17 protein-coding genes, 1 tRNA gene and 2 pseudogenes are annotated in these 20,175 nt (G+C 66.9%); 12 read left to right on the forward strand and 8 right to left on the reverse strand.

The window, feature by feature from the left end; translation table 11 throughout:
* Window positions 1-42: 42 nt before the first annotated feature.
* The 3 genes from AC6CID_RS18235 to AC6CID_RS18245 are packed head-to-tail and all read right to left on the reverse strand — an operon-like array spanning window position 43 to window position 2,680.
* On the reverse strand, window positions 43-285 hold the full coding sequence (locus tag AC6CID_RS18235; protein WP_006554382.1) for a hypothetical protein: 243 nt from the start codon (window positions 283-285) through the stop codon (window positions 43-45).
* Entirely contained in the window at window positions 263-1,519 is a 1,257-nt protein-coding gene (locus AC6CID_RS18240; protein WP_482127727.1) for a fatty acid desaturase family protein, read from the reverse strand. The genes AC6CID_RS18235 and AC6CID_RS18240 overlap by 23 nt, the downstream gene beginning before the upstream one ends.
* A 42-nt stretch (window positions 1,520-1,561) precedes the next feature.
* A complete protein-coding gene (locus tag AC6CID_RS18245; protein ID WP_498354280.1) occupies window positions 1,562-2,680 on the reverse strand; it encodes a ferredoxin reductase in 1,119 nt (372 codons plus the stop codon).
* A 154-nt stretch (window positions 2,681-2,834) separates the two neighbouring features.
* Here AC6CID_RS18245 and AC6CID_RS18250 point away from each other — a divergent pair, with 154 nt between their 5' ends.
* Entirely contained in the window at window positions 2,835-3,488 is a 654-nt protein-coding gene (locus tag AC6CID_RS18250; protein ID WP_006554379.1) for a TetR family transcriptional regulator, read from the forward strand.
* Window positions 3,489-3,566: 78 nt separating this feature from the next.
* Window positions 3,567-4,400, forward strand: coding sequence for an alpha/beta fold hydrolase (locus tag AC6CID_RS18255; RefSeq protein ID WP_024100537.1), 834 nt, complete (start codon window positions 3,567-3,569; stop codon window positions 4,398-4,400).
* A gap of 39 nt (window positions 4,401-4,439) precedes the next feature.
* Here AC6CID_RS18255 and AC6CID_RS18260 read toward each other — a convergent pair whose 3' ends face one another.
* Window positions 4,440-4,565, reverse strand: a complete 126-nt coding sequence (locus AC6CID_RS18260) for an LmrA/YxaF family transcription factor (protein WP_498354281.1) — start codon at window positions 4,563-4,565, stop codon at window positions 4,440-4,442.
* A 134-nt stretch (window positions 4,566-4,699) separates the two neighbouring features.
* Window positions 4,700-4,780 (reverse strand): annotated as a pseudogene (locus tag AC6CID_RS18265) (hypothetical protein); the annotation flags it as partial.
* A gap of 135 nt (window positions 4,781-4,915) precedes the next feature.
* On the opposite strand from AC6CID_RS18265, the gene AC6CID_RS18270 reads away from it, so the two are divergent.
* Window positions 4,916-5,737 (forward strand): acyl-CoA thioesterase, encoded by an 822-nt coding sequence (locus AC6CID_RS18270; RefSeq protein WP_498354282.1) that lies wholly within the window; start codon window positions 4,916-4,918, stop codon window positions 5,735-5,737.
* Window positions 5,738-5,849: 112 nt separating this feature from the next.
* On the forward strand, window positions 5,850-6,740 hold the full coding sequence (locus tag AC6CID_RS18275; RefSeq protein WP_006554375.1) for an SGNH/GDSL hydrolase family protein: 891 nt from the start codon (window positions 5,850-5,852) through the stop codon (window positions 6,738-6,740).
* 6 nt (window positions 6,741-6,746) lie between these two features.
* Here the strand turns inward: AC6CID_RS18275 and AC6CID_RS18280 are convergent, their stop codons facing one another.
* The gene (locus tag AC6CID_RS18280; protein WP_498354283.1) at window positions 6,747-8,078 is read right to left on the reverse strand and encodes an MFS transporter; all 1,332 of its coding nucleotides are present in this window, start codon (window positions 8,076-8,078) and stop codon (window positions 6,747-6,749) included.
* Between the two features lie 130 nt (window positions 8,079-8,208).
* Here AC6CID_RS18280 and cmrA point away from each other — a divergent pair, with 130 nt between their 5' ends.
* Window positions 8,209-9,015, forward strand: coding sequence for a mycolate reductase (cmrA, locus tag AC6CID_RS18285; RefSeq protein ID WP_006554373.1), 807 nt, complete (start codon window positions 8,209-8,211; stop codon window positions 9,013-9,015).
* 27 nt (window positions 9,016-9,042) lie between these two features.
* Here cmrA and AC6CID_RS18290 read toward each other — a convergent pair whose 3' ends face one another.
* Window positions 9,043-10,584 (reverse strand): helicase HerA-like domain-containing protein, encoded by a 1,542-nt coding sequence (locus AC6CID_RS18290; RefSeq protein WP_498354284.1) that lies wholly within the window; start codon window positions 10,582-10,584, stop codon window positions 9,043-9,045.
* A 273-nt stretch (window positions 10,585-10,857) separates the two neighbouring features.
* On the opposite strand from AC6CID_RS18290, the gene AC6CID_RS18295 reads away from it, so the two are divergent.
* The 6 genes and pseudogenes from AC6CID_RS18295 to AC6CID_RS18320 all read left to right on the forward strand — a co-directional run.
* Entirely contained in the window at window positions 10,858-12,315 is a 1,458-nt protein-coding gene (locus AC6CID_RS18295) for a trimethylamine monooxygenase (RefSeq protein ID WP_498354285.1), read from the forward strand.
* Window positions 12,316-12,387: 72 nt separating this feature from the next.
* On the forward strand, window positions 12,388-12,987 hold the full coding sequence (gene orn / locus AC6CID_RS18300; RefSeq protein WP_024100533.1) for an oligoribonuclease: 600 nt from the start codon (window positions 12,388-12,390) through the stop codon (window positions 12,985-12,987).
* An 86-nt stretch (window positions 12,988-13,073) separates the two neighbouring features.
* A tRNA-His gene (locus tag AC6CID_RS18305) sits at window positions 13,074-13,149 on the forward strand.
* Window positions 13,150-13,304: 155 nt separating this feature from the next.
* Window positions 13,305-15,134: a Na+/H+ antiporter NhaA gene (gene nhaA / locus AC6CID_RS18310; protein WP_051121684.1), complete on the forward strand. Its 1,830-nt coding sequence runs from the start codon at window positions 13,305-13,307 to the stop codon at window positions 15,132-15,134.
* A gap of 32 nt (window positions 15,135-15,166) precedes the next feature.
* On the forward strand, window positions 15,167-15,598 hold the full coding sequence (locus AC6CID_RS18315; RefSeq protein WP_498354296.1) for an MFS transporter: 432 nt from the start codon (window positions 15,167-15,169) through the stop codon (window positions 15,596-15,598).
* An 11-nt stretch (window positions 15,599-15,609) separates the two neighbouring features.
* Window positions 15,610-16,386 (forward strand): annotated as a pseudogene (locus AC6CID_RS18320) (MFS transporter); the annotation flags it as partial.
* A 40-nt stretch (window positions 16,387-16,426) separates the two neighbouring features.
* Here the strand turns inward: AC6CID_RS18320 and AC6CID_RS18325 are convergent.
* Complete coding sequence (locus AC6CID_RS18325; RefSeq protein WP_231780829.1) at window positions 16,427-16,684, reverse strand: DUF488 family protein; 258 nt, start codon at window positions 16,682-16,684, stop codon at window positions 16,427-16,429.
* A gap of 47 nt (window positions 16,685-16,731) precedes the next feature.
* On the opposite strand from AC6CID_RS18325, the gene AC6CID_RS18330 reads away from it, so the two are divergent.
* Window positions 16,732-19,398, forward strand: coding sequence for an excinuclease ABC subunit UvrA (locus tag AC6CID_RS18330; protein WP_498354286.1), 2,667 nt, complete (start codon window positions 16,732-16,734; stop codon window positions 19,396-19,398).
* Window positions 19,399-20,175 lie beyond the last annotated feature (777 nt).

Consider the following 20,175-nt stretch of genomic DNA (forward strand, 5'->3'; position numbering starts at 1 on the left):
GCGTCCCCGCGCGGTAGGAACTCGATCCGCCCTTCCGATCCGCTACTCCGCGGGAGGGGCCGAGCGACGATCCGACGTCGCCGGCCCTTCTCCGCGTTCCTCGTCGTCGCGCGCGGCGCGGGCGGCCTCGCGCATCTCGATCGCGTCGGTGATCAACTCACCGATCTCGCGGGTGACGTCGCGGACCGCTCCGGTGATGATCCCCGCGATCGCGCCGACGTGGGTGGCCGCCGACTCGGTGACCTCCTGGATCGTGTCCTTGTTACGCTCGAATCTTCCCACCATGTTCGACCCCCTCGATCGTGTCGTCCGCGAGGGTACCCGCATCGTCGAGCGGGCGATCGGTGGAGCGGTGACGTTCGATGATCACCCGCGACTCGGGTTCGGGCGCGAACCAGCCGGGAGGGAGAGCAAGCGTGAAGATCTTCTTCCACACCGACGTCACCTGGGCGGTGAAGCCACCGGTGTTGTACGGAAGTCCGTGCTTCTCGCACAGTTCCCTGACCTTCGGCGCGAGCTCCGGATAGCGGTGCGCCGGCAGGTCGGGGAACAGGTGGTGCTCGATCTGGTGCGACAGGTTGCCCGACATGATGTGGAACAACGGCGACCCGGTGATGTTCGCGCTGCCCAGCATCTGCCGGACGTACCACTCACCACGGGTCTCCTCGGCGGTCTCCTCCTCCGTGAAGGACTGCACGCCGGACGGGAAGTGGCCGCAGAAGATGATCGAGTACGCCCACACGTTGCGCACCAGATTGGCGGTCGCGTTGCCGAGCAGCGTCGGGAAGAACATCGGTCCGCTCAGCAGCGGGAAGGCGATGTAGTCCTTGATCACCTGACGGCGCGCCTTGCGCCACCAGCCTTTCGCGATCGGGATCACGTCGCGCCACGAGCGTTTCCCGGCGACGATCCGGTCGACCTCCGCGTCGTGCATCATCACGCCCCACTCGAACAGCAGCATGAGGGCGGTCGCGTAGACCGGGTTGCCGAGATAGTAGGGATGCCACTTCTGGGCCGGGTCCATGCGCAGGATCCCGTATCCTATGTCGCGGTCCTGGCCGAGGATGTTGGTGTAGGTGTGGTGCACGTAGTTGTGCGAGTGCCGCCACTGGTCCGACGGGCACACCGTGTCCCATTCGAAGACACGGGAATTCAGCGACGGCTCGCGCATCCAGTCGTATTGACCGTGCATGACGTTGTGCCCGATCTCCATGTTGTCGAGGATCTTCGACACGCTCAGCGCCGCGACACCGGCGACCCATGCGGGCGGGAGGAATCCGACGAAGAGCAGACCGCGACCGGCGATCTCGAATCCGCGCTGCGCCCTGATGATCCGGTAGAGATACTCACGGTCCTCGTCACCGAGAAATGCGAGCGTCTGCTCCCGCAGTGCGTCGAGTTCGCGGCCGATCTCCTCGACACTGTCGTGGTCGAGGACGAGCGGTTCGTTCCCGACCGAAGAGCTGCGGCCGGACAGGAAGGGCAGGAAGGGAACGGTGGGTAGGGACAATCCGAACATGATGTCCTCCAATGATTTCGGTGGTGTCGCCGGACGGCCGGTTCAGAGTTCGACGGCGACGTCGCCGACCGGGGCGTTGACACAGATCTGGATGCGGCGGCCCGGTTCCGAATCGACGTCGCCGGTACGCACGTCGCGCGTGCACCCCGACAGCCGGACGGCGGTGCAGCTGTGGCAGATGCCCATGCGGCATCCGTGTTCGGGCGTGAGACCGGCCGCTTCGGCCTGTTCGAGCAGCGTCGACCCGGTGTTCTGGGCAACCACGCCGGATTCGGCGAAGGAGATCTCGCCGCCGGCATCGTCCGTCGACACAACCGGTGGTGCGAGGACGAATTCCTCGGTGTTCACCATCGTCTCGGCGCCCTGTTCGGCGTAGACCGCACGGATGCCCGCGACCATCTCTGCCGGACCACACACGAAGGTGGGCGTGTCGGCGTACCAGGGTGCGACGGCCGCGAGGTGGCTGCGGTCGAACCGACCCTGCAGCAGCCCGTCGTCGGAGCGGGTGTGCGCGTGGACGATCTCGATGTTGGGTCGGTCGGCAAGAGCGTCGAGTTCGGCGCGGCGCGGAACATGCCCGGGGGTGCGGGTGTAGTAGAGCAGCACCGCGCACCCGTCGTACCCCTCGGCGACGAGACCGGACAGCATCGACAGCACGGGAGTCAGCCCGGAGCCCGCGGCGACGAACAGCAGACGTCGGGGGCGTGGGCTCGGCAGCACGAACTCGCCTGCGGGAGAACCGAGTTCGATGACGTCTCCGACCTGCGCTCGGTCGCGGAGGTGGCGTGAGACGGTACCCTCGGGATGCCTGCCGATGGTGAACCGCAGGTCGGGCCAGCGCTTCGACTCCGCTTCGACGAGCGTCGGCGAGTAGCAGCGCGTATGCCGCACACCGTCGACACGCACCGACACGGTCACGTACTGCCCGGGTAGGGGTCGGCACGGCTGCGCGGGGCGCACCGTGATCGTGAGCGAGTCGGTGGCGCTTCGGTCCACATCTGTAATCCGGGCATAGTTCGCCGACGTGACGAGAAGCGGGTCGGCGAGTTCCAGGTAGCGGTCCGGGTGATGCGGGTAGGACAGCACTCCGAGTGCCTCTACCAGCAATTTTCGCAACGAACCCGAGCGCCGGACGGGCGTCGGACGGGCGCGCACGATCATGTCTGTCCGCCTTTCGGTAGACCTCTGCGTGCTCAGTGAACGAATGTGCACTGAAATCAGTGTGACAGCCGGACACACCCGCCTGTCAACCCCGATGTGACTGCTGACACAGATGTACGGACACCGCTGGGAACGTCATGCCTAGACTCAGGGGGTGTCCACCGCTTCCGCACCTCCGCCGACCACACGCGCCGAACGCAAGGAACGCACACGTCAGGCGCTTCTCGACGCCGCCCTCGACCTGTCCGCCGACCGGGGACTCGGCGGGCTGAGTCTGAGGGAGGTGGCCCGTCACGCGGGCATCGTGCCCACCGCGTTCTACCGGCACTTCTCGTCCATGGACGAGCTCGGCGTCACCCTTGCGGCGGACACGATGCGGGTACTTCGGCGCCTGCTGCGCGACGCGCGTCGCACGCCCGGTCCGGCAGGTGCGCGGCAATCGCTCGACGTGCTAGTCCAACAGGTACGGGCACACAAGGCGGCTTTCCGGTTCTTGGCACGCGAACGCCACGGCGGCGTTCCCGAGGTCGCCGCCGCGATCTCCGTCGAACTGCGCCTGCTGACCAGCGAGCTCGCCGCCGACCTGGGCCGCTCCCCGGGCCTCGAGGACTGGGAGTTCGACGATCTCGAGATGGCCGCCGATCTGCTGGTCACCGCGATGCTCGATTTCGTCCTCGACCTGCTCGCCGTCGAACGTCCCGGCAGTGCGCAGGAATCGGAGGTGGTCACGCGCGCGGAGAAACAGATGCGTCTGATCCTGCTGGGCGCGGCGGCGTGGCGGCCGCGACGGACGTCGAACGACCGGTGACGGGTCGGCTCGACGCCGGTTCGTCGAGGTGGCCAGGAAATCCTGTCGCAGACACTCCTCTTCCGTAACGTGGTTCCCATGGCATCGACCGAACCCGCCACCTACGACGACCTGACCTTCGACGTGCGCGTGGCGGGTCCGAGGGACGGCCCACCCGTTGTGCTCCTGCACGGCTTCCCCGAGACATCACGCAGCTGGACGCCGGTGGCGCGCCTGCTCGTCGAGCGCGGTTTCCGCGTGATCGCCCCCGACCAGCGCGGGTACTCCCCCGGTGCCCGGCCGAACGGCGTCGAGCACTACGCGGTGCCGGCGCTCGCCGGTGATGTCCTCGGCCTGCTCGACGAGTTCGGGCTCGATCGCGTCCACCTCGTCGGACACGACTGGGGCGCCGCTGTGGCGTGGTACTTCGCCGCCCACAATCCCGACCGCGTCTCGGCGTTGACCGCGGTCTCGGTCCCCCACCTCGCCGCCTACGGCTGGGCGTTGCGGGAGGACGCCGACCAGCGCGAACGCTCCTCCTACATCGGTCTCTTCCGCGAGGAAGGCAAGGCGGAGACCCTGCTCCTCGCCGATGACGCGCGGCGCCTGCGGGCGATGTTCACCTCCGCAGTCGACCACGACTCGGTCGACCACTACGTCTCCGCCCTGTCCGCGCCGGGCGCTCTCACCGCCGCCCTGAACTGGTATCGCGCCATGACGCGGGATCTCGATTCGACTCCCCCGGTCCGCGTCCCGACGACCTACATCTGGAGCACCGCCGACATCGCGATCGGCCGCGCCGGCGCCGAACGCTGCGGCGAATTCGTCGACGCCGAGTACGACTTCGTGGTCCTGCCCGACGTCTCGCACTGGATTCCGGAGGAAGCGCCGGCCGAGATCGCGAACGCAATCTCGCGGCGACGGAACGGCTGAGAGTCCACCGACCGTGGCTTCCGGCCGCTGCAGCTTCGGTCAGCCCACCACCGGGGCGAGCAGCACCTCGAGTTCGGCGGCGACCGCATCGAGCGGAGCCGGACTGCGTTGCGCCGGGGCCGCGACCAGCGCGCCCTCCAGGGCGGCGATGACCAGGCTCGCCAACGACCGGCACGCTCTGCACCGACGCCGGCGGCCGTCAGCGACCGCTCGATCCGGGTGGTTGCCCGGTCCGTCGTCTCTTCGACGAGTTGCGCCTTACCGCCGGGAAAGTGGTGGTAGATCGAGCCGCGCGGCGCCCCGCTGTTCTCGAGCACGTCCCGGAACGACGTGGCCGCGACACTTCGTTCGCTCATCAGCGCGATCGCGCCGGCGATCATCGCCGCGCGCGGTCCGTCCCGCCGTTCTGCAGCGATCACCCGTTCCTCCGGCAGTGGTGGTTGTCCCCCATACTCTGTGTATGTTGTCGTACGGATCCGATCCTGCGCGACACCATCTTCCGAGGAGACCCTGCCATGACCGACGTCTCGGTGACCACTCACGTCTTCGACGCTGCCGTCGACCTGTTCGAGGTCCGGGACGATCGCACCGAAGGGCACACGCACCCCGCCTACGCGAACATGGTCGGCCCGTTCGGCGGTATCACGGCCGCGACTCTCCTCCGCGCGGTCGAACGACACCCGGACGTCCTCGGCATGCCGCTGTCCCTGACGATCAACTACGCCGGCCCCATCGCCGACGGACCGTTCGACATCGCGGTGCGCCCGGCGCGCACGAACCGGACCACCCAGCACTGGTCGATCGAACTGTCGCAGGGCGGCGAGGTCGCCACCACCGCAACGGCCGTCTTCGGTCTCCGTCGCCCCACCTGGTCGTCGACCGAACTGCAGGCGCCGGCCGCCCCGGCACCGGACTCGCTCGAGCCGACACCGCTGCCCGACTTCATCGCGTGGGCACGCAACTACGAGATGCGGTACACCGCAGGAGTCGTTCCCGAGGAGGGCAGCGCGGAGGTCGCCGACTCCACGTCGACGCTGTGGGTCCGCGACGTCCCGTCGCGCCCGCTCGACTTCGCCTCGCTCACCGCGATGTGCGACATCTTCTACCCCCGGGCATTCCTGCGTCTGGGTCGGGTGCTGCCGGCCGGCACGGTCTCGATGACCGTCTACTTCCACGCGGACCCGGAGACCGTTGCCGCGCAATCCGACAGCCCCGTGCTCGCGACCGCACGTGCGAATCGGTTCGAACAGGGCTTCTTCGACCAGAGCGCACAACTGTGGGGTCGCGACGGCGTTCTGCTCGCGACCTCGCACCAGATCGTCTACTTCAAGGCATGAGCGGGACGGTCGGTATTCGATCGACCCGACCGGTCGGCGTTCGGCGCCCGTTCCGGTCACCGGCACACCTGTAGCCTCGGAAACATCCACCCACCGGATTGCGAGGTCCACTGTGACGATGCCGAGACTTCTCCGACGGTCGGGGGTCATCGCCTGCGCCGCAATCGCGTTCACGACCGTGGGCACGGTCGCCTGCGCCGACACGCAGGACATGCCCCCGGCTGCGGACTACGCGTCGTACGTCGCCCTGGGAGACTCGTTCACCTCCGGGCCCGGCATCCCGCCGCAGACCGACGGCGATCCGTGCGGGCGGTCGGCGAGCAACTACCCCACCCTCGTCGCGACCGATCTCGGTATCGAGGACTTCGTCGACGCGTCGTGCGGCGCCGCCACCTCACTCGACTTCGCGATGCCGCAGACCACCTTCCGCGGCGCGACGGTGCCACCGCAGTACGACGCGCTGCGCCCCGACACCGAACTCGTCACTGTGGGTATCGGCGGCAACGACATCGGTCTCGTCCAGCTGGCGCTGGGATGCGTCAATCTCTCGGCGCCACCCGATGGCGCGTCGTGCGCGATCACGAACACCCCGGACGGCACCGACCGTGTCGACGCCGCCATCGACGCCTTCGCGCCCGTCTACACCACGGTGATCGACGAGATCCGCCGGCGTTCCCCGGAGGCACGCATCGTGCTCGTCGGCTATCCCACCGGAATCCGCGACGGCGGGTGCTTCCCCGAGCAGCGGATCTGGCCCGACGACGCGACCTACCTGCAGGAGAAGATCGACCGGTTGAACACCGTCATGCGCGAGCAGGCCGAGGCCGCGGACGTGGACTACGTCGATCTGCGCGATTCGAGCCGCGACCACGACGTGTGCGCCGATCCGGAGACCCGGTGGATGGCCGGCCTGCAGCCGGCCGCCGGATCGATCCCGCTGCATCCGAACGCGGCCGGGCACCGCAACGCCGCCGACCAGGTGCTCGCCACGATCACCGACTGAGCCGGTTCACGCCTGCTCCGGCGTCGCGGGAGCCCGCACGGCGAGCAACGACACCAGGCCCGCGCCGAGCACGATCAGCAACCCCACGATCCCCGCTCGGTCGGTGCCGAACCACCACACGAAGAACCCGAACAGCGTCGGTGCCAGAAACGACACCGCACGTCCCGTCGTCGCGTAGAGACCGAACATCTGCCCCTCCCGTCCCGGCGGGGTCAGGCGCGCCAGGAAGGTCCGCGCCGACGACTGGGCCGGACCGACGAACAGACACAGCACCAGACCGAAGATCCAGAACATCGTCGGACCCGACACCACGAGCAGGACGATGCTGGTCGCGATCATCGCGACCAGCGAGCCCACGATGACCGCCTTGGGCCCGACCCGGTCGTCGACGCGTCCGGCCACCAGTGCGCCCACCGCGGAGACGACGTTCGCGGCGACACCGAAGATCAGCACGTCGCCCGCTCCGATCCCGTAGACCGTGACGGCGAGGACCGCCCCGAAGGTGAAGACGCCGGCGAGACCGTCCCGGAACAACGCCGACGCCCCGAGGTACCAGATGGTGCGACGATCCGCCCGCCACAACTCCGTCAGGTCGCGCCACAGCACGCGGTAGGACTCGACGAAACCGGCGCGGCGGGCGACGTCGCCACGCGCGACCGGCTTCTCCGGGACGGCGAGCAGCACGGGCACAGCGAACACCGCGAACCACACGGCCGCGAACAGCGCGACGAGCCGGATGTTGGTGCCGCCCTCGGTGGGCACACCGAGGAAACCGCGGGTGTCGCCGTCGCCGGCGATGAACCCGGTGTAGCACAACAGCAGGAGCACGATGCCACCGAAATAGCCCATCGCCCAACCGAAGCCCGACACCCGTCCGATGTCGTCCGGCGTCGACACCTGGCGCAGCATCGAGTTGTACGGGACCTGCGCGAGCTCGACCATCACGGATGCCACGCCGAGCAGGACCAGCCCGAGCCACAGATAGTGGTAGTCGTCGCGCACGAAGTACATCGCCGCCATCGCCGCGACGGTGACCCCGGTGAGGATGCCCAGCGACCATTTCCGTCGCCCGACTGCGTCGTACCGCTGGCCCGACACCGGCGCGGTCACGGCGATGACGAACCCGGCGATGCCGAGCGACCATCCGAGCCAGGTGCTCGCCGAGATCCCACCCGGCAGGTCGTCGCCGACCGCGTCGGTGAGATAGACGGAGAATACGAACGTCAGGATCACGGCGTTGAACGCCGCGGAACCCCAGTCCCACAGACCCCACGAGACGACCTGACGACGTGTCGTGGCCTCCCCGGCCCCGCTCGCCGTGTCCGTGAACGCATTCATGCCCCGGAGCCTAGGCTTCCGGAGCTGCGGTGGCATGGAACGACTCCGTCGCGCGGCACCGAACGACTCGGCCCCATGGCCGGGGCGGGCCCGGTCGCCGCTCCCGAGCCTGCCGCTACGCTGACCCACTGTGACTCTGCCGAATCCCCATCCCGATGCCCGTGCCGTCGTCACCGGAGCGTCCTCCGGCATCGGCGAGGCCCTCGCAACCGAACTCGCCACCCGCGGCCATTCGCTGATCCTGGTCGCCCGTCGCGGAGAGGTGATGGAGGTCCTCGCCGAGACCCTGCGCGCGAAGCACGGCGTGACCGTCGAGGTGCGCGCCTGCGATCTGTCGGACCGCGACGCACGGACACCACTCGCCGACGAACTCGGACGTAGGCGCATCAGCATCCTGTGCAACAACGCCGGTATCGCCACCTTCGGCGCGGTCGCCGAGCTCGACGCGGCCTACGAGCGGGCACAGGTCGAGCTCAACGCCGTCGCCGTCCACGACCTCACCCTCGCGGTGCTGCCGCAGATGGTCGAGCGGAACTCCGGCGCGATCCTCATGGTGGGTTCGGCCGCAGGCAACATGCCGATCCCGAACAACGCCACCTACGCCGCGACGAAGGCGTTCGTCAACACCTTCTCCGAGTCCCTGCGCGGTGAGCTCAAGGGCACCGGCGTGCATGTCACGCTGCTCGCCCCCGGCCCGGTGCGCACCGAGGAACCCGACCCGGCCGAGGCGTCGATCGTCGACAAGCTGGTCCCGGACTTCCTGTGGATCTCGAGCGAACACACCGCGAAGGTGTCGCTCGACGCGCTCGCCGCGAACCGGATGCGCATCGTGCCCGGTGTGATCAGCAAGGCCATGTCGGCTGCCGGTCAGTTCTCGCCGCGGTCCATCTCGGCCCCGATCGCCGGCGCGTTCTACAAGAAGCTCGGCGGCAGCTGACGGGCCACCGCCCAACGAATCGTTCCTTCACCGCCTTCGGCGGCGTCCTGTGCCGAATAGGCTCCGGCCGATCTCCCGGCCGGCTGCGGACGCCGCCGAGCGGATGAAGCTGCGCACGGCTGCGCTGCCGAGCACCTGCTCCACGACCGACGCCCCGGCATCGTCCGGCGCCTGCGACGGCATGTCCGGGATCGGTTCGATGTCGGTGGCCCCGACCACCGATGCGGTGAGCTTCTCGTAGGCCGATTCCCGGTCGATGGTGCGGCCGTACTTCCCGTAGAGCGGGTTCGCTTGCGCCGACGCACGCATCGCGCTCTCCCCCACTGTGCCCATCAGCGAGCGCGGCGGTCGCAGACGCGTCCAGGCGACGGGCGTGGGCGTGCCCAGTTCGGACAGGACCGTCACGATCGCCTCCCCGGTCGCCAGACCGGTCAGAGCGTCGGCGAGATCGTAGGCGTCGGTCTTCGGGAAGGTACGCACCACCTTCGCGAGCGCGGCCTCGTCCTCGGGGGTGAAGGCGCGCAACGCGTGCTGGATCCGCGCTCCCAGTTGTGAGAGCACGCTCCGGGAGATATCGGTGGGCGACTGCGTACAGAAGACCACACCGACGCCCTTGGACCGGATGAGCTTCACGGTCTGTTCGATCTGCTGCAGGAACGCCTTCGACGCATCGGTGAAGAGCAGATGCGCCTCGTCGAAGAAGAACACGAGCCGCGGTGTGTCGACGTCGCCGACCTCCGGTAGCGACTGGAACAGGTCGGCGAGCAACCACATCAGGAATGTCGAGAACAGCGCGGGTCGAGTGGCCTCGTCGCCGAACTCGAACAGGTTGATCGTGCCCTGACCGTCGATCACCCGCAGCAGGTCCTCGACCTCCAGTTCGGGTTCGCCGAAGAATCCGTCCCCACCCGCGTTCTCGAGGTTGACGACCGCGCGGAGGATGGCGCCGGCGGTCGCGGGCGACACGGCACCGAGATCGTCGAGTGCACCGCGCCCTTCGTCGCTCGTCAGGTGGCGGATCACCTGCCGCAGGTCGGCGAGATCGAGCAGTGGCAGGCCGTTGCGGTCGGCCCAGTGGAAGATCAACCCGAGAGTGGACTCCTGAATGGCGTTGAGCCCCAGCACCTTCGAGAGCAGGATCGGCCCGAACGAGGTGACGGTGGCGCGGACGGGGATACCGACCCCGTCGGTACCGAGCGAGTAGAAGGCCACAGGGTGCCCCGTGGGCGTCCAGTCCTCGTCGCCGGTGTCGCCCGCGCGGTTGAGCACCGCATCGTCGGGCTCGCCGGCGGCCGACAGGCCCGACAGATCGGACTTCACGTCGGCCATCACCACCGGCACCCCCGCCGCCGACAGTTGTTCGGCCATGACCTGCACCGTCTTGGTCTTGCCCGTGCCGGTCGCACCGGCGACCAGCGCGTGACGATTCAGAGTGGCGAGCGGGATGCGCACCGGCGCGTCGGGATCGGCGACGCCGTCGAGCACGACGGTGCCCAGTTCCAGCGCCTCGCCGATCACCTCGTACCCGGCCGCGATGGTCGCGGCGGTGATCTCCGGCTTGTCGGTCATGCTCGCCCCCTCCGGCCTCGACCTCGCCCACTGCGACGGTACCGGGCCGTCGAACCCACGGAAGAACCATTCTTATCGGATGCCGGAATTGTCGCATTACAGTGATTCCGATCACAACCGCAGCGGCACGGTTTCCCAGCTAGTACACCGCGTTGACCTGCACTTTCTCTACGAGAATCCGTTCCGTCGACGACGTGAGGATCGTTCGCAAAAACAACGACGTGTGCTAGCAACGAACTACGCGACATATTCCACGAACACAGGAGAAACACATTGACGCCCAAGATCGCCATTCTCGGAGCAGGTCCCAGTGGACTCGCACAGCTGCGCGCTTTCGAAGCAGCCCGAAAGGCCGGTCTGGAGCAGATCCCCGACATCGTCTGCTACGAGAAGCAGCCCGACTGGGGAGGAATGTGGAACTACACCTGGCGCACGGGACTCGACGAGCACGGTGAGCCCGTCCACGGGAGCATGTACCGCTACCTGTGGTCCAACGGCCCGAAGGAATGCCTCGAGTTCGCCGACTACTCCTTCGAGGAGCACTTCGGACGCCCCATCCCGTCGTACCCGCCGCGCGCCGTCCTGCTCGACTACATCATGGGTCGCGTCGAGAAGAGCGACGTGCGCAAGTACATCCGGTTCAACACTGCGGTGCGGTGGGTCGAGTGGTCCGACGAGACGCAGAAGTTCACCGTGACGGTGATGAACCACGACCGGGGCGCGCTGGAGTCCGACGAGTTCGACCACGTCGTCGTCGCCACCGGACACTTCTCCACCCCGCAGGTCCCCCACTTCGACGGTCTCGACCGGTTCCCGGGACGTGTGCTGCACGCCCACGACTTCCGCGACGCCCGCGAGTTCACCGGCAAGCGACTGCTGCTCGTCGGCAGCAGCTACTCGGCCGAGGACATCGGAACGCAATGCATCAAGTACGGCGCCGAACAGGTCACCTTCAGCTACCGCAGCGCACCGATGGGTCACCACTGGCCCGAGCAGTTCTCCGAGGTGCCGTTGCTCACCCATGTCGACGGCAAGGTCGCCCACTTCCGTGACGGCAGCACCCGCGTGGTCGACGCCATCGTGCTGTGCACGGGGTACAAACACCACTACCCGTTCCTGCCCGACGAACTCGCACTGCGCACCGACAACCGGCTCTACCCGCGCGACATCTACAAGGGCATCTTCTTCCAGCGCAACCCGAAGCTGATGTACCTCGGCGCACAGGACCAGTACTTCACGTTCAACATGTTCGACGCCCAAGCCTGGTACGCACGCGACTTCATGCTCGGCCGCGTCGACCTGCCCGACTTCGACACCCGCGAGCAGGACATCGACCACTGGCGGGCACGCGAGGAGAAGCTGTCGTCGCCGGTGGAGGAAATCGACTTCCAGGCCGCGTACATCCGCGATCTCGTCGACCGCACCGACTACCCCGAGTTCCACGTCGAACGCCAGGGGGAGGTGTTCAAGCAGTGGAAACAGGACAAGAAGCGCGACATCATGGGCTACCGCAACAACAGCTACCCCTCGACGCTCACCGGCACCGTCGCTCCGCCGCTGCCGGCACCGTGGATGGAGATCCTCGACGACTCCCCCGAGTCCTTCCTTCGGCACGACTTCACCGCCCCGGAAGTGAGCACAGTGGGCCGGACCCTCGACCGGCAGTACACCCCGACGGCACGTCGTTCCACCCGTCCGGCGGCGCCGCGCACGGCCTCCGTGAAGGCGTGAGGGTGCCCGTTTCCTACCGGACCGTCGACGCCGCGCCTCATGGGTGCGGCGTCGGTGGATAGTCTGTCTGTCGTGCAGGACAAACTGGTATGGATCGACTGTGAGATGACGGGGCTGCGTCTCGGCAGCGACAAACTGATCGAGATCGCGGCTCTGGTCACCGACAGTGATCTCAACGTGCTCGGCGAGGGCGTGGACATCGTGATCCACGCCGATGACGACGCCCTCGCCGACATGCCGGAAGTCGTGCAGCAGATGCACGAGCGGTCCGGCCTCACCGAAGAGGTGCGCCGCTCGACGGTCAGCCTCGCCGAAGCGGAGAAGCAGGTCCTCGCGTACATCCGGGAGCACGTTACCGAGGCGGGCACGGCGCCGCTGGCCGGCAACTCCATCGCGACCGACCGCGCGTTCATCACCCGCGACATGCCCGAGCTCGACAACTACCTGCACTACCGCATGGTGGACGTCAGCTCGATCAAGGAGCTGTGCCGGCGCTGGTATCCGCGCATCTACTTCGGTCAGCCGGAGAAGGGCCTGTCGCACCGGGCACTAGCGGACATCAAGGAGTCGATCCGCGAACTGCGCTACTACCGGCGCACGGCCTTCGTGGCGCCTCCCGGCCCCACTCCGGCCGATCTTGCAGCCGTCGTGAAGGACCTGGGACCGGCCTGACCAGCCGATTCGTCTTTTTCGTCTTCGTCAGGCTAGTATCTGTACCGCAGGCGCAAGCCACCGAAAGGTTGCCGGCGAATGCAATGGTGAGTGTAGTTCAGTTGGTAGAGCACCAGGTTGTGATCCTGGCTGTCGCGGGTTCGAGTCCCGTCACTCACCCCAAACGGGTCAGGTGTGAACTTGCGACCAAGGGTCCGCCCTTGGTCGCGGTTCGCCCCTGGCCCATCTTCTTTGCCTCGGCGGCCCACGGTCGACAAGTCTCGCCGCCGGGCGCTGCCCTTGGGTCCCGATATACTTCCCGCATGACGAGTGGGCAGATGGAACGGCACACTAGTTGGCGAACGATTCGCACGGAGTCGGGTTCGGCTGTGCTCTTGGTCGTCGTCGCAGCGGTCGCCTTGCTCTGGGCGAACTCGCCACTCTCCGAGGCCTATTTCGGGCTGTGGGATGTCGAGATCGGGTTCGATGTCGGCGGGTTCGGACTGCACATGAACCTGCACCACTGGATCAACGACGGCCTCATGGTGGTCTTCTTCTTCGTCGTTGGCCTCGAGGTGCGACAGGAATTCGCGCATGGGTCGCTCCGAGACGCCAGCCGCGCGCGTCTCGCGTTGATCGCTGGCGTCGCTGGCGTGGCACTGCCCGCAGTTTTCTACATCCTGATCGTGGCCGCCGCGGGCGGCGACGGGCTCGGTGGATGGGGCGCGGTGGTCGGTACCGACACCGCGTTCCTGTTGGGTGCCCTCGCGCTCGTCGGCCCGAAACTCTCCGGCCAGTTGCGGGTGTTCCTACTCACCCTCACCGTCGTCGATGACTTCCTCGCCGTCTCCATCATCGGCATTTTCTACAGCGACGAGATCCGGCTCGTTCCGCTGCTGATCGCAGTTGCCTGCCTCGCCGGGTTGTGGCTTCTGGGTCGTTCGCGGCAATGGAGCGCCACACCGTACGTGCTGATTGTCATTGTGCTCTGGTTCGCGACCGTTGATTCCGGAGTCCACGCCTCCCTCGCGGGCATGGTCGCAGGACTCCTTATCCCCGCCTACCCGACGCGTCGGCACAAGGTGGTCGCGGCTCGTCAGCTGTTCCGCGACTTCTGGCAGTCGCCGAGCGCGGCATCGGCCCGCGCAGTCGATCGAGGCTTGGCGCGAGGTATCTCGGTAAATGAACGCATGCACGAGGTCTTGCGCATGCCGACCGCGCTCGTCATCGTCCCGATCTTCGCGCTCGCGAACGCTGGCGTCGACCTGCGCGGCGGCGTGCTCGTCGATTCCTTCCAGTCCTCCGTGACGTGGGGAGTCATCGTGGGTCTCGTGCTCGGCAAACTTCTCGGCATCGGTCTCGCCACCTTCGTCGCTGTGAAGCTTGGAGCCGGTCGGCTTCCCGAGGGTGTCGGGATGGGCAGCGTGTTTGGCGGCGCGGCGCTTTCGGGGATCGGGTTCACCGTGTCGCTCCTGGTGATCGGCCTCGCGTTCGGCTCGACGCCCGACCTGGGTCGGCAAGCGACCGTCGGCGTGTTGGTCGCGATGATGCTCGCTACCGCGCTTGGTTGGCTGATTTTCCGGGTTGCTGCGAAACGCTGGGGAGAGGAGACGGCAGATCTGCCGATGGTGCTCACACCACCCGTTGATCCTGAAGTCGACCACATCCGCGGACCAGAGGACGCCCAGCTCACGCTCGTCGAGTACATCGACTTCGAATGCCCCTATTGCGCGCACGCAACGGGTTCCTGGGAGGACCTTCGCAGCCGGTTCGGGGACGATCTCCGGTATGTCGTTCGCCATCTGCCACATCACCCTCACGGCCCCATAGCCGCACGAGCGTCGGAGGCGGCATCGAATCAGGGGATGTTCTGGCCGTGGCTGGACTTCGTCTTCACGCGGCAAGATGCGCTCGAGCGCGAAGATCTGATCCGCTACGCCGAAGAGCTGGGCCTGGATGTCGCCCAGTTCACGGCTGACCTCGATAGTGCCGCCGTACGTGCCCGTGTGGAGCGGGATCTCGAAAGCGCCGATGCAAGCGGGGCGCACGCCACCCCGACGTTCTTCGTAGACGGCCGACGGTTGCTGGGTAGCTACGACGCTCGAACGCTCACCTCAGCCCTCGAAGCCAGCCGCCGAGGCACACGAACCCAGGAAGTGCGCTCCTGAGTCGTCAGGCGTCGCGGGGCGCGTCGATACACCTGCCCGAGCGAACAAGAACACCCGATGGCAGGGCGCTCGTCGCCCTCGACAGCGCTGGCGCGGGAATGTACCTCCCCGTTGCGGCACTCTTCCTCATCCAAGTTCGCGGATTCTCGGTTACGGACGCGGGCCTCGCATTGGGCATCGGGGCAGGCGTCGGACTGCTGTTCCCCGTGCTCGCCGGGACGCTGGTCGACCGAGTTGGCCCTCGCAGGGTGATCGGCACCGGACAGTTGCTCCGAGCCATCGCGATGCTCGTCTACCTACTCGTACCCGGTTGGCCCGGGGCGATTGCCGGGAGCGCGATCTGCGCCGCCAGGATGCAGCTGCACTACGGATCGCTATACGCCTTCCTGACAGCATTGCGTCCCAGCGACGGGTCTCACGATGCGCAGTTCGCTCGCGTTGAGATGGTGCGTTCGGCTGGCTAGGTGCTGGCGCGCTCCTCGGTGCCGTGCTGCTGGCCTGGGACCCCGCCATGTTGCCTTGGCTGCTGGCGGTCAAACTCGTCACGTCGACGATGGCAGCCATACTTGTGTTCACGATGCGGATGCCGCCGCACACGCCATCTCGCTCGGTGAAGGCTACGTCCGCCGCACCAGGAGTGCTACGGAACCGCCCGTTTCTCGGGCTCATCCTTCTGGGCTTTCTCATCACCCTGGTGATGGAGTTCTTCCCGGTTGCCTTTCCGGTGATCGCTGTCGAACAACTCGGCGCGCCGGCATGGTTGCCGAGCCTCGCAAACGCCGGCCTGGCCATGCTGTCGAGCACCCTCACAGGAGTCGCGGTGGCGCTGACGAGCTCACGTTCTCGGGCATTCGCTGTGCGGCTCGGAGCAGTGCTGCTCTTGGCGTGGATCGCCTCAATGGCGGCCGTCTACGCGGTTCCTTCAGCGTGGCTTGCGGTGGCCCTGTTCGGATCGGCGCTGATCTTCGGAGTCGGCACGGTCGTGCTCGGCACGAGGATGAACGCGGCCGCGAGTGAGGCCGCCCCACCGGAACAGGCTGGACGCTACCTCGCTGCGTTCCAGTACTCATTCAGCGTCGCCAGCCTCACCGCGCCTCTTCTGATGTCGGCTTTCGCGTTGTCGGGTTGGTTGCCGTGGGCGCTACTCGCATTGGGGCCTGCGGGGGCGCTCGTACTGCTTCCGTGGCTACGTCGCGCGCTGCCGTCCCGTGTGCTCGCTCTCGCTCCCGACGAGACTGAAGCCGGAGCCTAACCCGTCCGCATCCGACGGGTGAGGACGACGCCACCACCTGTTACAAGAGATGCTGGTAGTCACGTAGCGCTTGCTCTGTCGGGGTGAGGAGCAACTCCTGCCGATAATGCATGTCGCAAATCTCACTGAGGAAGAACTCGAGGTCGTCTCGCTTCGCGAATCCTGCGAGCTGCGAACGGTTCCGCAGCCGTATGTCAACAAGAGCCGTCGCGCCGCTGTCGGAGAGCAGACCGAAGAACTCGCGCGCCTTCTTCTTCGTGAACCCGATGGTAAACAGCCGCATCGTCTTGCCTCCCACGGTCGATGAACCTGCTTACCACGAGACCCGCTTGGTACAGTTCCGAAATGGATCACCTTTCCTCAGTGTCCACCCACGTCCAGCCCGATGTCCGGGTGCGTGGTGCCCGCGAACACAACCTCAAGGACGTCGATCTCACGGTTCCGCGTGACGCGATGGTTGTGTTCACGGGCGTGTCCGGATCCGGGAAGTCCTCCTTGGCTTTCGGCACGTTGTACGCGGAGTCGCAGCGGCGCTACTTGGAGTCAGTTGCCCCGTACGCGCGGCGACTGATCGACCAGGCGGGTGTCCCCGACGTCGACTCCATCACCGGGATGCCGCCCGCAGTCGCCTTGCAGCAGCAGCGCGGAGGGCGCAGCGCGCGCTCCTCTGTAGGCAGCATCACCACGCTGTCGAGTGTGGTTCGGATGCTCTATTCGCGAGCCGGTGAATACCCAGACGGTCAGCCGATGCTCTACGCCGAGGACTTCTCCGCGAACACCGTGCAGGGCGCGTGCCCCGAGTGCCACGGCATCGGCAGAGTGTACGCGGTGACCGAGGAGCGGATGGTGCCCGATCCCTCACTCACCATCCGGGAGCACGCCATCGCATCGTGGCCGACCGCCTGGCACGGCCACCAGTTGCGGGACGTGCTCGTCGCGCTCGGCTACGACGTCGACGTACCGTGGAAGGATCTGCCGAAGAAGGATCGGGACTGGATCCTCTATACCGACGAGACCCCCTTCGTTCCCGTCCACTCTCGACTCACACTCGCCGAGGCGCGCCGGGCAATCCGAGCAGGAATCGAACCGAGCTACTCGGGCACCTTCGTCGGCGCGCGGCGGTACGTGCTCGACACTTTCGCGAACACGAAGAGCGCGTCGATGAAGCGCCGCGTAGCCCAGTTCATGAGCGCGGCGGTCTGCCCGGTGTGCCATGGGAAGCGGCTCAAACCCGAAGCACTGACGGTGACGTTCGAAGGACTCGATATCGCGGACTTCTCAGCCTTGCCACTGCGTGAATTGGCTGAGCTCTTCGAGTCCGTCGTCGCCGAGTCTGACCGCGAGGGCGAGACCTCCGGCGCCGTGGTAGACGTCGCGACTAGACGTGAAGCCGTCGAGCAGCGCGTTGCTGCTGGCGGCTCCGCGCACTCCGCTGCGCCGGATGTCCGTCGCACACCGAATCAGTCTGTCGAGAAGCGCGCCGCGGCAGCCCGCCTGGGCGCAGAATTGCTGGACCGCCTGCGCCCCATCATCGATCTCGGACTCGGTTACCTCTCGCTAGGTCGCACTACGCCGACACTGTCCGGAGGGGAGCTACAACGACTTCGACTCGCCACGCAGCTCACGTCGGAACTGTTCGGTGTTGTCTACGTCCTCGACGAACCGTCAGCCGGTCTCCATCCGCACGACGTCACCGCGCTGCTGGGTATCCTCGACGGGCTGAAGCAGCGCGGCAACAGCCTCTTCGTCGTGGAGCATTCCGTCGACGTCATGCGGCACGCGGACTGGCTGGTCGACATCGGCCCCGGAGCCGGGGAACGCGGCGGGCGCGTGATCTACAGCGGACCCACGGACGGGCTCGCGGAGGTCGACGAGTCGGTGACGCGCGGATACATCTTCGGGGGCAGCGGCCTTCCACCGCACCAGCCCCGTGCCGCCCACGACTGGTTGCAGCTGGAGCACGTCACCCGCAACAACCTGCGGGACGTATCTGTGGCGCTACCGCTCGGAACGCTCACGGCTGTCACTGGCGTGTCAGGGTCGGGGAAGTCCAGCCTTGTCAGTCAAGTCCTGCCTGCCCTCATCGGCGCCAGGCAAGGAGACGCCCCTCGCGTCGAGGAGGAAAGCGCTGAGGCCGACGCCCTGCTCCTCACTGACGAGTCCGATGAACTCGGAGGGTCGGTCGAGGGCGATCTCACGACCGTCCGGCGTGTGGTGAGCATCGACCAGAAACCCATCGGCCGCACGCCCCGCTCCAACGTCGCGACCTACACAGGACTCTTCGATCATGTGCGGCGCCGGTTCGCCGAGACGCTGGAAGCTCGGACACGCGGATACAAGCCCGGTCGGTTCTCCTTCAATGTCGCAGGCGGCCGTTGCCCGACCTGTGAGGGTGAAGGCTCCGTGATGGTCGAGCTGCTCTTCCTGCCCTCGGTCTACACCGTGTGTCCCGACTGCCATGGCACCCGCTATCAATCGAGCACCCTGGAGATCACCTGGCGAGGGCGCAACATCGCGGAAATCCTCGCGATGAGCGTCGAAGAGGCTCACGAGTTCTTCGCCGGCGAGTACGACGTGATGCGCTCCCTCACCTCGCTGGTCGATGTCGGGCTCGGTTATCTGCGCTTGGGACAGCCGGCCACAGAGCTCTCCGGTGGGGAGGCGCAGCGTGTGAAGCTGGCCACCGAACTGCAACGAGCGCAGCGCGGCGACACTCTGTACGTGCTCGATGAGCCGACCTCCGGATTGCACTGTGCCGACACAGACCGTCTAGTTACCCACCTTCAGACTCTCGTCGATGCGGGCAACACGGTCGTGATGGTGGAACTCGACATGCGAGTGGTCGGCGCAGCCGACTACGTCATCGATCTCGGGCCGGGAGCCGGTGACAACGGCGGCACAGTGGTCGCGTCCGGAACGCCAGCAGAGGTCGCCGCGTCGAGAAACAGCGCTTCAGCACCGTATCTCGCCGCCGCCCTCGCCGAGGCCGCGACGCTGACGTCAGGGGCATAACCTTCTCCCTCGAGCATGATGCTCAGCAGGCGCAAGCTGTCGACGAACTCCCGAGGCGCCTCGACGGTGGGGACATGCGCGGCAGATGGCGCGACGACGACTTCGGTGCCGAGCCGACTGGCCATCTCTACCGGCACGTCGAACGGCCACGCTTAGTCGTCGGCAGCGCGCCCAACCCAGAAGGGCACTCCGATCGACGCCACCTCGCCGACCCGGTCGGGGGCCTATCGTCCCGCACCGCGTCCGTTGAGTTCGGACAGCTGCATCGGCAGACGGGCCATAATCGCTATCGCCTGGGATCAGTGCTCGAACCCCCGATTGCTGCACCTGGTCGATACGTGCGGCGAGCTCCTTCGCGTCTGGCACGCTGAGGTGGTCGCGCCAGACCTGCGCGTCCACGGGGCTCAGCCCCACCACCGCCCCGTCACGCTCAGCGAGCCAAAGCGTCTCGACTGCTCCCAGCCTGGACAGGATGCGACCTGTCACCGGGTCATTGGGCTCGACCAGCATGGACAGCACCATCCTCGCGGTGCGCTCGTCGCTCGCGACATCACTCAAGCTGGCCATCGTCGGTTCCTCTCGGCGTTTCACTTACCGACGAGGTACACGGTCGGCCCCGGTTGGGCCGCAGCTAGGAGAGGACTGCGCGGATAAAGATGCCAACTCCCATCAGCAAGAGCGCGCCGTAGAAGGGCAGAATCGACCACGAAGACCAAACGCTCCAGGTCGGTACCCATCGGCCAACAACAGTGTTGACTCGCTCACGCCATCCGGCCG

It is taken from the genome of Rhodococcus sp. GQ147 (assembly GCF_059759155.1).

What these genes read in the sequence shown, in the direction of transcription:
- AC6CID_RS18245 (WP_498354280.1), bottom strand. Translation starts at nt 2,680, where the DNA reads ATGATCGTGCGCGCCCGTCCGACGCCCGTCCGGCGCTCGGGTTCGTTG.
- AC6CID_RS18235 (WP_006554382.1), bottom strand. Translation starts at nt 285, where the DNA reads ATGGTGGGAAGATTCGAGCGTAACAAGGACACGATCCAGGAGGTCACC.
- AC6CID_RS18280 (WP_498354283.1), bottom strand. Translation starts at nt 8,078, where the DNA reads ATGAATGCGTTCACGGACACGGCGAGCGGGGCCGGGGAGGCCACGACA.
- AC6CID_RS18240 (WP_482127727.1), bottom strand. Translation starts at nt 1,519, where the DNA reads ATGTTCGGATTGTCCCTACCCACCGTTCCCTTCCTGCCCTTCCTGTCC.
- AC6CID_RS18270 (WP_498354282.1), top strand. Translation starts at nt 4,916, where the DNA reads ATGACCGACGTCTCGGTGACCACTCACGTCTTCGACGCTGCCGTCGAC.
- AC6CID_RS18330 (WP_498354286.1), top strand. Translation starts at nt 16,732, where the DNA reads ATGGATCACCTTTCCTCAGTGTCCACCCACGTCCAGCCCGATGTCCGG.
- nhaA (WP_051121684.1), top strand. Translation starts at nt 13,305, where the DNA reads ATGGAACGGCACACTAGTTGGCGAACGATTCGCACGGAGTCGGGTTCG.
- AC6CID_RS18290 (WP_498354284.1), bottom strand. Translation starts at nt 10,584, where the DNA reads ATGACCGACAAGCCGGAGATCACCGCCGCGACCATCGCGGCCGGGTAC.
- AC6CID_RS18255 (WP_024100537.1), top strand. Translation starts at nt 3,567, where the DNA reads ATGGCATCGACCGAACCCGCCACCTACGACGACCTGACCTTCGACGTG.